Origin of the sequence: Rhizobium sp. AN68, assembly GCF_030758035.1 — a bacterium.
In the GTDB taxonomy this organism is placed as follows: domain Bacteria; phylum Pseudomonadota; class Alphaproteobacteria; order Rhizobiales; family Rhizobiaceae; genus Agrobacterium; species Agrobacterium tumefaciens.
On sequence record NZ_JARWMI010000001.1, the window covers coordinates 212239 to 225783 of the forward strand.

Sequence of the window (13545 nt, forward strand, 5' to 3'; positions counted from 1 at the left end):
CGCAATGAGGGCAAGCCTGATCGAGCTTGAAGCGGTTGCGGGCGTCGCGCGTCACGGTGGATTCCGGGCTGCCGCGCGCGAACTCGGTATGTCGTCATCGGCTTTGAGCCATGCGATCGCCGCACTTGAGGAGCGCCTTGCCGTCAGGCTTTTCAACCGCACCACGCGTAGCGTGTCCTTGTCTGCAGCCGGTGAGCAATTCCTATCTGAAATCGCACCTGCCCTGCAGACGCTCGAGAAGGCGATCGAAAATGTCGGTGAACATTCAGATCGACCCTCCGGAAGACTCCGGCTGAATATGGCGCCGGGCGCGGCGCGCATTCTGCTGCAGCCGCTCATCCTCGAGTACAGCCGCCGATACCCGGATGTCGACATCGAGATCGTGACCGAAAATGCGCTCGTGGATGTGATCGGCAAAGGTTTCGATGCGGGCATTCGTCTCACCGAGGTTATCTCGCCCGACATGGTGGCCGTAGCGATCATTCCGAAAATGCGGTCTTTCGTCGTTGGCTCGCCGCGCTATTTCGACGGCCGTTCAAAGCCCGTCGTCCCAGCCGATCTCGCCCGGCACGTCTGTATCCAGATGCGCATGACGAGCGGGAGACTTTATCGCTGGGAGTTTGAGAAGCACGGGGAAACAGACTTGATCGATGTCAGCGGTCATCTCACATTTGATGGGTCTGACCTGATCCTGGAGGCCGCTCTTGCCGGATTCGGGCTCGCCTATCTAGGTGAACATGCACTCGCGCCCCATATTGCCTCAGGCGATCTCATTCCTGTTTTGGAAGACTGGTCTCCCGAGTACCCGGGACTTAGTCTTTATTTTTCGCAACGGCGACACATGCCAGCCAAACTGCGTGCCTTCATCGATCTGATCCGAGAGCGTTCGACCAGCGACAATTGATAATGAGGATGCCTGTCTTTGTCGTGAATGTGGTCGTTGGTTCATACTTTGTCGATACCGGTGTTCTCGCAAGCTTGCGACGAACAGGGCCCGACTTCACGTTTTGAAATGAACGGTCACCGAAAATGAGTTCACATTCGGTGCCAATGCGGTCATGTCTTTGCAAAACTCGTACGAGCCATTGTTCGACGACACACTTATCAAAGAGCTGACAGCATGGAAAATCCGGTTGCATTGAATCGTCTTTCCGAAAACACGGTCTTCCGTAAGGGCGACGTTTTCGTACTCTTCGGCGAACTGTTCGGCCGCGGATACGCCACCGGCTTGCTCGACGAAGCGAGACGGGCTGGAATGGAGATTGTGGGGATCACCGTCGGGCGGCGTGACGAGAACAACACGCTGCGGCCGCTCGACGCCAATGAACTGTCTTCGGCGGAGGCCCAGCTGGGCGGCAGGATTATCAACATACCTCTTATGGCGGGTTTCGATCGCGATGCGCCCGCAGACGGGCCGACTCCCACCGATCTCCTGGCAAAAATGACGCTTGAGAGCTGGGAGCACGACAAGCTCGACTGGGACTATGTCAGGCAATGCCGCGACATTGCCAATGCGCGTTTTACGGAATCGCTTTCGAAAGTCATGACCGTTCTCGATGGTATGATCGCCGATGGCCGCAATGTTTTCTTTGCCCACACAATGGCAGGCGGCATTCCGAAGGCGAAGGTGTTCCTGGTCGTCGCCAATCGGATCTACAAGGGAACCGGAACCCGCCACATGTCGTCGCAAACCCTGCTCGACAGTGACATGGGAAAACTCATCCTGCAGAATTTTGACGACGTCTCCGCAAACACCTTTCGCCATCTCATTGATTTCAGTGCGGCGATCCGCGAGCGCGTTGAAGCTTCGGGCGGTCAAGTGCGATATACGGCCTATGGTTATCACGGATCGGCGGTCCTCATTGACGGAAGCTATCGTTGGCAGACCTACACCAACTACACGCAGGGTTACGCGAAGATGCGGCTCGAAGGCATTGCTGAGGAAGCCTGGGCTAAAGGGATCAGGGCAACGGTTTATAATTGCCCCGAAATCCGGACCAATTCGTCCGACGTGTTCACCGGTATCGAGCTGCCCCTGATACCGCTGTTGCTTGCGTTGAAGAAAGAAAACGGCGGCCAATGGGCAGATGAACAGTGGCAGGCCTGCCAGCAGCTGCTGGTAGATGGCTTAACGATGGAAGACGTCTTCGGCAAGATCGCCGCCATGCAGGCCAGCGAGGTCATGCGTCCGTTCTATGACTTTTCGGCATGGCCCATGGCAAACAGCCAGGCGCAGGCCGATCTGACCATCGGCACGTCCAACGAGATCACCCAGATGCATCGGGATAGCAAGGTGATGATCAGCGATCTGCTGAGCAGTCTCGTGGTGACGGCAACAGGGCAGCTAATCTTTGGTGAATCGTCCGAACCTTCCGGTCCAGTTCTGTGGCTCAACCATGACATTGTGGCTCGGCGACTTAACGCTTCCCACCCGCATTCGGAGTTGTCTGCGCCGCTTATCGCACCGGGAGTGGAACCCACCCAACCTGAGATGGCGTGAGTGGAGGCCGGGTGTTTTGGCGATGAGGCCGCGAATCTTGCTGCAGGAATCGCCGTTATGTGAGAGGCGCCATCGCGCCTGCCTCAAAGCAGACATCGTCTTGGTACTGGCGTCATGTTAAGGAGCTTCGAGCGTTGAACCTCAGGAAATACCTTTAAAGAACGCCCCGCAGGAGATGATGGTTGTTCACGCACGTCATGATCGGAAGCAACCGACCTGTGGCGGGCGAGAAACTTCTACGACACCACCTTGCTGCATTGGGAGGCAATTCCGGTGAAATGGATGCGAGAGGTCGCTGATCTACGCCGATGAGGGCAACCGCCTGATGATCACAAAGCCGATCGATGGCGAGCCGGCAACAGCAGCCAACGGTGGGACGATCGGTATCGCCGCCGCGAGTCCCGAACATGTTCTGGCGTGGCATGCCGCCAGTATCTTGCATAGCATCCAGACCCCACCTGCAGAACGTCAGAATGGGGCGTTCGTTGCATATCTTCGCGATCCGGATGGAAATAAACTCACGGTAAGGTCTCAACCGACGAAATGATGTGGCAGAGTCAACGCCTGCGGAAGCCGTGTACGAGTATTAAAGCGGCAGGCGTAGAATGATCTGCTGCCGGTTTCATGGACACCGGGTTAAGGTGTTTCCAGTGGCAATTCACGCGGCGCTACCCACAGCCCGTTATTGATGTTTCGAAAATCCCAAATATAACAGGGAGGCATCTTTCGCCGATGATGATGCGCGCATTCCGCCGCGGAACACGCTAACAAATTTGGAAGATGAGATATGCCGAAACGAAAATCCCCAGCAGTTGTCAGCACTGGCATTACGGGACTGAACGAAATCCTGCGTGGCGGCCTGCCAGCATCGAATCTTTACATGCTGCAAGGCGCACCCGGATCCGGCAAAACGACGGCAGCGCTGCAATTTCTTCGCGCCGGGGTGGAGGCGGGAGAAAGTTGTATCTACGTCACGCTTTCGCAGACGGCGGCAGAACTCGAAGCGATCGCTGTTTCACACGGTTGGACACTAGATGGCATCCGTGTTGAGGAGCTCTCCACCTCCGGCTTGGTCAGCGAAGCCGATGACCAGAGCATATTCCTGACCGCCGACCTTCGGCTCGACGAGACGCGAAAGGCGATCGAGGCCGCCATCGAAGAGCATAGGCCACGACGACTGGTTTACGATTCGCTCCTAGAAATTCGACTGATTACCGGCGACTCCCCAAGGTTTCGTCGGGAGCTGATCGGTTTTAAATCCTTCCTGGCCAAGCGAAATGTGGTCGCTCTTCTTCTCGATACCCAGACGCCCGGCTACGACCGAAGCGGAGAAGAAGTGGAGGGATTGGCCCACGGGGTCATACGTCTCGACAAGGCGCTGGAGGAATACGGGGGTGTGCGCCGCCGTGTTGAAATCTCGAAGATGCGTGGTGTTCCGGTAGCAGATGGCTACCATGATATGGCGATCCGGGAAGGCGAGGGCGTCGTTGTCTTTCCCCGCATCATGCCCAGTACAGCATCTGAGGCGACCAAACCGGAATTGATCAAATCGGGTGTTGCAGCGCTTGACGATATGTTTGGTGGTGGGCAAGAGGCAGGAACCACGACGCTGGTCATCGGACAATCGGGCACCGGCAAATCAACCATGTCATCGCTTTATGCCACCGCAGCACTCGAACGCGGGGAGACAGTTGCGCTATTCCTCTTCGAGGAGCGGCTTGAGACATTCTTCCGCCGCTCCGAAGGCTTGGGCATGCAGCTCAGGCAGTTCCACAAGGATGGCAAGCTTATCCTGCGGGATTTCAATCCGAACGAAATCTCGCCCGGCGAATTTGGCCAAATTGTCCAGGGTGCCGTCACGCAAAACAAGGCCCGCGTTGTTGTGATCGATAGTCTCACCGGATATCTGAACTCGCTGCCGCATCGGGAAAAGGCGGTTCGTGATATTCAGTCGCTGCTGAAATTTCTTGCCCGCTCCGGTGTACTGACGATGCTGATCGTCGCCCAACATGGCCTGATCGGTCAAAATGTCGGCATTGACGTCGACGTAAGCTTTCTCGGAGACACCGTCCTTTTGCTGCGTATTATGGAGCACGAGGGCAGGCTGCGCCGCAACATCACCGTTGTTAAGAAGCGCCACGGGCCGCATGACCTCAATATCCAGGAATTGCTGATCGAAAGTGGCAGCGTCAGCGTCGTTTCCTACAACCCTCTTCCTGATCCGAAATGAACGAAATACCGAGCGAAAGCGAAAGTGAGCTTGACTGGGTGCTCATCCTGGCCCCGTTTCGCAAGGACGCCGACTATATCGCGGCGTTTTTGCAGGAGCAGAACGTGGCTGTCAGGCATAGTAGGGCCGACAATGAGCTGGCCGATAGTTTATCGCTTTCCCCCGGCGTCGTCATCATCGCCCATGAAGCATTGAACCCGCCCGTTATCGCAACGATCGGCGATTATCTTGCATCCCAGCCGGATTGGTCAGAAGTCCCGATCCTTGTCCTGCTTGAGAAGGCTGCCCCTCTGGCGCGAATCTACAGCCAGCTTGAACGGTCTTGGCCAAGCGCTCGCCTCATACTCCACACGCGCCCGATCGCGCGATTGGAGCTGGTCAACAGCATCCAGACAAATCTTCTCGTGCGGTTGCGCCAGAAACAGGTGCGTGATGCCATTGAGCGAGAGGTCGAGCTCCGGCTGGAACTCAACCATCGCATCAAAAACATTCTTGCGAGCGTCACCTCGATTTTCAAGATGACCCGGCGTGGCGCGTCAACGGTCGAAGAGCTTGCAGCCGACTTCACCGGACGCCTTCAGGCTTTGTCCAACGTCCATACGGCAGTGTTTGAGGCGGGCGGAGAAGAGGTTTCCCTGTCCTCAGTGATTGCCATGGTCGTCGCACCGTATAACGGCGACGGGTTGAGCCGGATCAAGGCTAGCGGTCCTGATGTCTGCGTCAACCGCACCTCCGCCACGACGATTGCACTTTGCCTTCACGAGTTGACGACCAATGCCATCAAATATGGTGCGCTGTCTCAAAAGGATGGCAGTGTCGATGTTATGTGGTCCATGTCGGAGGAAGCATCGCCGGTCTTTTCCCTGGATTGGATAGAAACAGGTGGACCGGCGGTCGTTGAACCGAAGCGGCAGGGATACGGAACGAAATATGTTCGCTCTGCCCTGACTTCCGTATTTGGCGCAGCACCAGTCATCACATTCGCTCCGTCCGGCCTCTCATGCCATGCCGCTGGTCCATTGCAACGGCTTCAAATCTAGTCATTGGAAAACCCAGTCCAAATGAATCATGGGCCGGGTAATCCAACGTAGAGACCCTTGTTACGATTCGACATTCGGTTGTTGCCTGCCGGGGATCGAGAGCTCTCTTGGCGTTTGTCGCGCAGTCTAGTAGAGCAACTATCACGATATTGACGAGCCACACCGGGTCAACACATTCGCCAGAGCGGGCGGATCGACCTCCAAAATAAGACGATTTCAGACCCTATGGAAAACAAGTCGCTCTATATTTGGCTGCTGATGCTAGCTGTCCCTGTGTCGGTTCTGATAGCAGCTCAAGTCGATACAGGTTCTGCACCATCAATTGGCGGGGGAGGCTACGATCTTGGTCCGTTTGTGTATTCCTGGTTGTTGGTAATTTTCACAGCACTCTGGTCAGTCTGCGCTTTTGTGGCAGCGCTGCTTCAGAAAGGCCGAGCTTCCTCTTTTCGCGCTTTCGGCCTGGCAGGCTTTGGTGTTGTCGTCTTCACTGCAACCCTGCTTTTTTACGGAGAGAACCTTTCCTAGCTGCTCGTCTTATAAAATCGCTTCAGTGGTCTTGTGATCAGGATCGGAAGGATGCCTAAGGTAAAGGCGAGCAATATTTGTTGACGACCTATAGAACCAGTCTCCGTTTGCACCTGCGCGTATCGTTATGGTCAAGTCAGGATTGAGAGAGTGTCGCCTTTTCGACAAATTCAGTTCCATAATATATGTTATGCGATTATCGTATGTAGCCGCAAAGTTAAAGTGTCCTGTTTCTGCAAAGTTGGAATGTCACACTCCCCGGATCTGAATGATACCGGGGAGATTGCGGATGGGATTGATCACGATGAGCGAGCGCGATTTGCAGCGGATCGAGGTTTTGTCGAAAGTCGTTGATGGCCGCATGACTATCGTCGCAGCGGCGCATGTGCTGGCAATCAGCGACCGGCATGTTCAGAGACTGATTGGTCGTATTGAGGCTACCGGCGCTGCCTCGATCAGACACAAGGCAATTGGTCGCCCGTCGAACAATAAAATCGCCACCGGCGTCCGCGATTACGTTTTGATTCTGGTGCGCGAACGCTACCTTGATTTCGGGCCAACGCTGGCGGCCGAGAAGCTTCAGGAAGAGCATGGCGTCACAGTCTCGCGTGAGACGCTGCGTAAGTGGATGCAGGATGCTGGCATATGGCTTTCGAGAAAACAGCGGCGGGCGTTTCATCAGCCGCGGTTGCGGCGCGAGGCTTATGGTGAACTGGTGCAGATCGACGGCTCCGAGCACCGCTGGTTTGAGGACCGTGGCCCTGCGTGCTCTCTGCTGGTCTTCGTCGACGATGCGACCGGAAAGCTGATGCAGCTGCGGTTTGTTCGATCGGAGAGCGCTTTTACCTATTTCGAGGCGCTTTCGCTTTACCTTGAAGAGCATGGCGCACCTATCGCCTTTTACTCCGACAAACATTCCGTTTTTCGTGTCGCCCGGAAAGACGCCAAGGGCGGGCAAGGCATGACGCAGTTTGGTCGCGCGCTATCGGAGCTGCACATCGAGATTCTTTGCGCCAATTCCAGCCAGGCCAAGGGACGCGTCGAGCGTATGAACAGGACATTGCAGGATCGGCTGGTCAAGGAATTGAGGCTTGCCAATATCAGTGACATGGAGACCGGCAATGCGTTTCTGCCAGCCTTCATCGAGCGATACAATGACCGCTTTGCGGTGACCCCTACCCGCCCCGACAACCTCCATCGGCCTGTCAATCTGGCGCCAAGCAGGCTGAATGACGTGCTTTGCAAACGCGAGCAAAGACACGTCGGCGCACAGCTTTCATTCTCCTATGAGCGCAAACGCATCATGCTTGAGGAGAACGACGTCACGCGCGGCCTGGTTGGAAAGTATGTCGAGACATTCGCTTACGTTGATGGTCGACTGGATATTCGATGGAAAGGTCACTCGTTGCCTTACAAGATCTTCGACAAGGACCAGCGCGTGACCCATGCGGCTGTGGTCGAGAACAAGCGTCTCGGCGAAGTGCTGGCCTACATCAAAGAGCAGCAAGATCGAGAACATGCACTTGCGCCAAAGACCAACAGTGAGAAGATCGGCTACAAGCCGAGAGGCCGCAAACCCGGTCCGCGCACGGATTTCGTGAATGATCCGGAGGTGATTGCAAAAAGGCAACGAGCGCTTGCTCGAATGGAGGCGGCTGAATGAAGGTAGCTTTTGGCCCTAAGCCGTCATTCGCTGTCATAGAACCTTCATGGTCTGCATCGTATTCGGCATCCGTTGCCACGCCCATTCTTCTATCACCGGGGAACCTTCGATGAAGTGCCTGCGCATCTACGCCTCAGCGGATGGAGAGTCTCATTTCGATGAGATTGATTTGCCAACGACCGCCCGGCCCGTTCACCCTAACACCGTACCCTTCGATGTTACAGCAAACTACCCAGCCTCTCGGGTACGCATTGCGCATATTCCCGCAGGAATGCGGGAAGTATCGTGGCATGGAGTGCCTGAGCCTGTGCTGACGGTAAGGCTTGATGGCTCTGTGGAGTACGAGACTAGCGATGGTGAGGTGCGTTACGTTTCGACGGGCAGCTTCGTGCTTGTCGCGGATACGCATGGCAAGGGACACCTCTCGCGCCACTCGCCAGAGGCGCAGACCGTTCTCTGGATTTCTCTGCCGAAGGGCCTTGAACTACCCCCTACAAAATGACCCCTATTGGCGCAAAGCAGTCGCCACAACTGAGGAAGCTAAAGCCGAAGAGGGGGGTTCCATCACCCGCCCCTCCCTGCCCTTGCAACCCGGCCCAGCCGGTCCGGTCGGCGGCTGGCCGTCGGCGCCAGTGTCGCATTTCTAACTGGCTGGCAGAGCGACAGATGACATTTTAACTTTGCACGATCCGCGACATTCCAACCTTGCTGCCACATCGTATGTAGCGGCTATTTAGTAATACGACAGTTGGGCCAGTTAGAGATGCGACAATCTCGCCTCTCGATGTTCTGGTCAATGCCAACGTTGGGAGCAAGGATGACGACCTTCAACCTGGTCGAGACTATGTGCGGTCGGAGTCGTCATGTCCCGTTTGATCACCATGTCGCAGAAAGAATTGCATCGCCTCGAAGTTATTCAGAAGATCCGTGATCAGCGCCTGTGCGTCGTCCAGGCCGTTGAACTGCTTGGCCTCAGCCGAAGTCAGGTGTACAGGCTGCTGCAGGCCTATGACCACTCTGGTGCGGCCGGTCTGGTTTCGAAGAAGCGAGCGCGGCCAAGCAATCGGCGCCACAGCGAGGAGTTTCGCAATGCGGCGCTGGATCTGATCCGCGAACGCTATCTGGATTTCGGCCCGACGCTGGCGCGGGAGAAGCTGATCGAGTTGCACCGGATCTCTGTCGCCAAGGAGACGCTGCGGCAATGTATGACCGAGGCTGGCATCTGGGTCTCGCGTCGCGAACGCAAGAAGCGGGTTTTCCAACCACGCGGCCGGCGCGATTGCTTTGGCGAACTGGTGCAGATCGATGGCTCGCATCACTGGTGGTTCGAGAACCGCGGCCCAAATGCGCCCTGCTCGTCTACATCGATGACGCCACCGGCAAGCTGCTGCATCTGCGTTTTGCCGGATCTGAGAACACATTCGATTATCTGCATGCGACAAAAGCCTATTTGCAGCAATGGGGTAAGCCGCTGGCATTTTACAGCGACAAGCATGGCGTGTTTCGCTCTACGCACGCCTCGCAGAAAGATCGAACCGGTGGCCTGACACAGTTCGGACGCGCGCTTTATGAGCTGAACATCGATATCATCTGCGCCGATACCCCGCAGGCCAAGGGTCGAGTTGAACGTGCGAACCAGACCCTGCAGGATCGATTGGTCAAAGAATTGAGGCTTCGCGGTATCGACACGATAGAAGCTGCTAACCACTACGTTCCGGAATTCATTGCTGATTTCGACACTCGTTTCGGCAAGCCACCACGAAATCAGAAAGACATGCATCGTCCCCTCGCCGCCCATGAGAACCTTGACGGCGCCATGTGCCGCAAGGAAGTGCGCACGCTGTCGCAGGCACTGACGTTGCGCTACGACAAGGTGTTATTTATCCTCGATTCAACAGGACAGGCCAATGCGCTGGCGGGAATGAAGGTCGTCGTCTGCGACTATCCGGACGGTCGCCTCGAGATCATGCACGAGAGCTTCACCCTACCCTACAGAACCTTTGATAAGTTGCGATCAGTGCACCGATCCGCAGTGGTCGAGAACAAGCGGCTGGACGACATGCTGTTGATCGTGGCCGAGATGCAGGCCGGGCGGGAACAGCAGCGCAGCAAGAGCGGCCCTCGCCGCACCGGCCAGACGGATCATATGTTCGGCATTCGCGATGGCAGCCAGAGCAACGGTTATAAGAAGCGCGGCCGCAAGCCCGGCCGGCGGACGGACTTCATGAACGACCAGGAGGTGATTGCCAAAAGGCAGAAGGCGCTGGCGCGGATGGAAGCGGCGGAATGAACTGGCGACGTTGAATGCCAGCGGTCTATTGCAGACGTCAGCGGCGCATGCGAGTTTCGCGTTATGAAAGACGAACAACAAACTTCTTCCGATCATACACAAATCCACCTTGCTCCAGACGAAGCTCTGGTTCTTTTTGAGCTTCTTTCTCGTTGGTGCAAAGAGAGCAGCGCTCCCACGCCAAGCGCGTCCTGTTTCGAGAGCCCTGCCGAATGCGCTGTGCTGCACGGACTGCTTGCCGGTCTCGAAAAGCAGCTGGTTGCACCCTTCAGGGCAGACTACCTTGACCTTGTAAAAGAGGCCCGTCGCCGTTTGCAGTCATCGTGGGATTATCCTGCACTTAGGGTTTGATCTCATACCCGGAATGCCTGTTGATTGCCAAGGCAGATTATGCACCCTGCTGAGGAAGCTAAAGCCGAATAGGCATTCCCTCACCCGCCCCCGCTCCTCCCTTGCAACCCGGCCCAGCCGGTCGGATCGGGGGCTGACCGTCGGTGCCTGTGTCGCGTTTCTAAACAGCTGGCGAAGTCGCGCCTCTAACCAGCTTTGACACTGTGTGTAGCCGGGTGCATTCCAACCGTTCAGGCGCGTGATGAGAACCTCTAAGACCAAGATAACGGCGCTTTGCCGGCTTGCAATATCCGACCATCTCAGACGTTGTAGCCCTCCAAAAGATCGCCAATGGCAGACAGTACCTTTCCGTTTTCAGCGCCCTTCGGCGGCGTATCGACAGCGACTTGATTTCAACATAGCAATGACGCCTGATCCAATTTCGAGATAGCTTGTTCAATGCGTGACAGCGACAAAACACTACGGCGGCGTCTCGTTGATGCCCTTCGCCCGCTGGCCGAGCGCGACACGCGCTTGATGCTCGAAAACGAAGATCCACCGTTCATCTCGGCCTTCGTCGCCCGTCACCGGGAAACCATTTCCGAGCTCAGCATGCCCGCCGCCGGCCTCGTCATTGTCATCGAAGGCCGCAAAGAAGTGCTGTGGGGCGCGGAACGCAATATCTACCACGCCGGCGACGCCTTCGTGCTGCCGGCCGGTGCGGAGGTTGATGTTGTGAATGAACCAGATGCCGACACTGGCGTCTATCGCGCCCTCTTCGTCCGCTTCTCTCGCACCCTGGTCATTGAGGCGGCACGCCTTTGGCCGCAACTCACCAAGCGCGACATACCCCTCGGCTCGCCCATCACGATCAGTCCGACGCTCTGCTCGGCAATCATCCATAGTGGCGAGGCGCTGGCGGGTACGCTCGACCTTTCCCGGCGCGTCGTAGATCACCGTGTTCTCGAGGTTCTGCTTATCCTGGCCGAACAGGGTGCGCTGCCATTGATGCCCAAATATGTCGACCGCTCAGTCACAGAAGCAGTGCGCCTCCTGATCCGCCACCGGCTCGATCACGCGTGGTCAACCGCCGCGGTCGCCGCGTCCCTGTCGATGTCAGAGGTCACCCTGCGGCGGCGACTACGGGACGAAAACCACTCACTACGCGCGCTGCTGCTCACCGAAAGAATGCATGCCGCTTACCTCATACTCTCGGATCGGGATGCCGATGTCGCCGACGCAATAGCCGCTACCGGCTACGCATCGCGTTCACACTTCTCGCGGCACTTCCAGGATGCCTTCGGACAGGCTCCTTCGACCGTTCGCAAGGCACGTAAAAAACCATTAGCCTGACCGCTTCAGGCTCATTGCTGATCAGATCGGGCCCACCCGCACTGGCATCGTTCCCTATGCTCGACTGAAATCAAACAGGCGAGACGAGATGAACAGGAATAAAAGAAGCATATGCGCCGCCATTGTGGCCGCCGCATTTTCGGCGACAGCGCCCATGGCCGCGGAATCCACGCTGTCCGTGAAGATCGAAGGGCTTGACGGTTCTGGCCGGTTTTCAGATTCCACCGCCTTCTGCCCGCCCGGAAAAGGGGCGAAGGACGTGAGCCCGGGGGTCTCATGGTCGGCAGGCCCAGAGGGCACCAGATCTTATGTGTTACTGATGACCGATCCGGACGTACCACTCGATTTTAGCCTCATCAATAAACCTGGCACCACGATTCCAGACGACGCGCCGCGGATCAACGTTTTCCACTGGGTTTTGGCCGATATTCCCGCCGGCATCATATCCATCGGCGAAGGTACGGAAAGCGATGGTCTCGTGCTGGGCGGCAAGCCGGTCGGATTGACACCACACGGACTGCGCGGCGCCAATGTCTATACGAGTTTTCTGGCCAAAACTGATGGCATGGCAGGCACCTATGGTGGTTACGACGGCCCCTGCCCGCCCATAAACGATCAGCGCGTTCATCACTACATCCTTGAAGTGGTCGCGCTCGACGTTGCGACACTGGGCCTTGCCGGGCCGTTCACTGGCGAAGACGTGGAAAAAGCCATGGCTGGCCACATCCTTGCAAGCGGCAAGGCGACAGCGACATATTCATTGAACCCGAGCCTGATCCCCGCCGCCACGGCGAAGTAGATTACAATCCCGAAAGGTTCAGACACACCATGGCACCGATGAATGTTTCGTCCTTACCCGTCTTCAATCGGGATGCATCCGGCTACGACGCCCTTCGGCGCGGCCTTATTCCCTGTTTCGATACGTTTTACGGGACAGCGCTCGACTTGATCGACGACTGGCGGGACGCCGAGAAACTGCGTGTACTCGATCTTGGCGCTGGCACTGGCCTTTTCACGGCAATGCTGCTGGCCCGCCACCCCGATGCCCAGATCCACCTCGTCGATGCCTCCGAAAAGATGCTCGAGCAGGCCCGGCAACGTTTCGATGGCAATCCGGCCATTACCTATGCCGTGGCCGACATGTCAGATACCGAACTCGGCGGTCCGTGGGATCTCATCATCTCAGCGCTGGCGATCCATCATCTGGAAGACGCCGCGAAAAAGCATCTCTTCGGTGAAATTCGGAGCGCCTTGTCGGAGGGTGGCCTGTTCGTCAACGCCGAGCAGGTCCTCGGCCATGATTGCGAGGTAGAGGCCCGTTACGCCCGTATCTGGCTGCAACAGGTCAGGAGGCTGGGCGTACCCGAAGAGGAAATCACCAAAGCGCTCGAGCGGATGTCCCACGATCGTTGCTCCCCTATCGAGAACCATTTGCAATGGATGCACGATACGGGATTTTCCGAGGTGGACTGCAGCTTCAAAGCATGGCGTTTCGCGGTGCTCAGTGGCCGACGTCAGGGCGAGCCGCCAGCCACTACGAACCTTTGAGATAGCAGCAAGACCTGGCATCAGCGGTTTATGAAATCTGCAGGGGTTCTATAACGGGCCCCTGGC

Annotated in this window: 11 protein-coding genes and 2 pseudogenes; all 13 read left to right on the forward strand. The window is 56.8% G+C overall.

The features are described 5' to 3' along the window. Positions 1-4 precede the first annotated feature (4 nt). The 13 genes and pseudogenes from RBH71_RS00990 (at position 5) to RBH71_RS01050 (ending at position 13479) form a co-directional block, all read left to right on the forward strand. A complete protein-coding gene (locus RBH71_RS00990) occupies positions 5-904 on the forward strand; it encodes a LysR family transcriptional regulator (RefSeq protein ID WP_111802800.1) in 900 nt (299 codons plus the stop codon). 216 nt (positions 905-1120) lie between these two features. Further along, complete coding sequence (locus tag RBH71_RS00995) at positions 1121-2500, forward strand: enoyl ACP reductase FabMG family protein (protein WP_111802801.1); 1380 nt, start codon at positions 1121-1123, stop codon at positions 2498-2500. A gap of 182 nt (positions 2501-2682) precedes the next feature. After that, positions 2683-3047 (forward strand): annotated as a pseudogene (locus tag RBH71_RS01000) (VOC family protein). A 240-nt stretch (positions 3048-3287) separates the two neighbouring features. Beyond that, positions 3288-4730: an ATPase domain-containing protein gene (locus RBH71_RS01005; protein ID WP_111801273.1), complete on the forward strand. Its 1443-nt coding sequence runs from the start codon at positions 3288-3290 to the stop codon at positions 4728-4730. Then, entirely contained in the window at positions 4727-5770 is a 1044-nt protein-coding gene (locus tag RBH71_RS01010; protein ID WP_111801272.1) for a sensor histidine kinase, read from the forward strand. The genes RBH71_RS01005 and RBH71_RS01010 overlap by 4 nt, the downstream gene beginning before the upstream one ends. A gap of 225 nt (positions 5771-5995) precedes the next feature. Next, on the forward strand, positions 5996-6295 hold the full coding sequence (locus tag RBH71_RS01015; RefSeq protein ID WP_097170211.1) for a hypothetical protein: 300 nt from the start codon (positions 5996-5998) through the stop codon (positions 6293-6295). A 289-nt stretch (positions 6296-6584) separates the two neighbouring features. Further along, entirely contained in the window at positions 6585-7958 is a 1374-nt protein-coding gene (locus RBH71_RS01020; RefSeq protein WP_323686985.1) for an ISNCY family transposase, read from the forward strand. A gap of 109 nt (positions 7959-8067) precedes the next feature. Further along, complete coding sequence (locus tag RBH71_RS01025) at positions 8068-8460, forward strand: hypothetical protein (protein WP_323686986.1); 393 nt, start codon at positions 8068-8070, stop codon at positions 8458-8460. A 361-nt stretch (positions 8461-8821) separates the two neighbouring features. Beyond that, positions 8822-10248: pseudogene (locus RBH71_RS01030) on the forward strand (ISNCY family transposase). A 63-nt stretch (positions 10249-10311) separates the two neighbouring features. After that, positions 10312-10599, forward strand: coding sequence for a hypothetical protein (locus RBH71_RS01035; RefSeq protein WP_075807477.1), 288 nt, complete (start codon positions 10312-10314; stop codon positions 10597-10599). A gap of 438 nt (positions 10600-11037) precedes the next feature. Beyond that, entirely contained in the window at positions 11038-11931 is an 894-nt protein-coding gene (locus RBH71_RS01040) for an AraC family transcriptional regulator (RefSeq protein WP_323686987.1), read from the forward strand. Positions 11932-12085: 154 nt separating this feature from the next. Next, the gene (locus tag RBH71_RS01045) at positions 12086-12730 is read left to right on the forward strand and encodes a YbhB/YbcL family Raf kinase inhibitor-like protein (RefSeq protein WP_413373704.1); all 645 of its coding nucleotides are present in this window, start codon (positions 12086-12088) and stop codon (positions 12728-12730) included. Positions 12731-12759: 29 nt separating this feature from the next. Next, the gene (locus tag RBH71_RS01050; protein ID WP_112361201.1) at positions 12760-13479 is read left to right on the forward strand and encodes a class I SAM-dependent methyltransferase; all 720 of its coding nucleotides are present in this window, start codon (positions 12760-12762) and stop codon (positions 13477-13479) included. Positions 13480-13545 lie beyond the last annotated feature (66 nt).

What these genes read in the sequence shown, in the direction of transcription:
- RBH71_RS00990 (WP_111802800.1), top strand. Translation starts at nt 5, where the DNA reads ATGAGGGCAAGCCTGATCGAGCTTGAAGCGGTTGCGGGCGTCGCGCGT.
- RBH71_RS00995 (WP_111802801.1), top strand. Translation starts at nt 1,121, where the DNA reads ATGGAAAATCCGGTTGCATTGAATCGTCTTTCCGAAAACACGGTCTTC.
- RBH71_RS01005 (WP_111801273.1), top strand. Translation starts at nt 3,288, where the DNA reads ATGCCGAAACGAAAATCCCCAGCAGTTGTCAGCACTGGCATTACGGGA.
- RBH71_RS01010 (WP_111801272.1), top strand. Translation starts at nt 4,727, where the DNA reads ATGAACGAAATACCGAGCGAAAGCGAAAGTGAGCTTGACTGGGTGCTC.
- RBH71_RS01015 (WP_097170211.1), top strand. Translation starts at nt 5,996, where the DNA reads ATGGAAAACAAGTCGCTCTATATTTGGCTGCTGATGCTAGCTGTCCCT.
- RBH71_RS01020 (WP_323686985.1), top strand. Translation starts at nt 6,585, where the DNA reads ATGGGATTGATCACGATGAGCGAGCGCGATTTGCAGCGGATCGAGGTT.
- RBH71_RS01025 (WP_323686986.1), top strand. Translation starts at nt 8,068, where the DNA reads ATGAAGTGCCTGCGCATCTACGCCTCAGCGGATGGAGAGTCTCATTTC.
- RBH71_RS01035 (WP_075807477.1), top strand. Translation starts at nt 10,312, where the DNA reads ATGAAAGACGAACAACAAACTTCTTCCGATCATACACAAATCCACCTT.
- RBH71_RS01040 (WP_323686987.1), top strand. Translation starts at nt 11,038, where the DNA reads ATGCGTGACAGCGACAAAACACTACGGCGGCGTCTCGTTGATGCCCTT.
- RBH71_RS01045 (WP_413373704.1), top strand. Translation starts at nt 12,086, where the DNA reads ATGGCCGCGGAATCCACGCTGTCCGTGAAGATCGAAGGGCTTGACGGT.
- RBH71_RS01050 (WP_112361201.1), top strand. Translation starts at nt 12,760, where the DNA reads ATGGCACCGATGAATGTTTCGTCCTTACCCGTCTTCAATCGGGATGCA.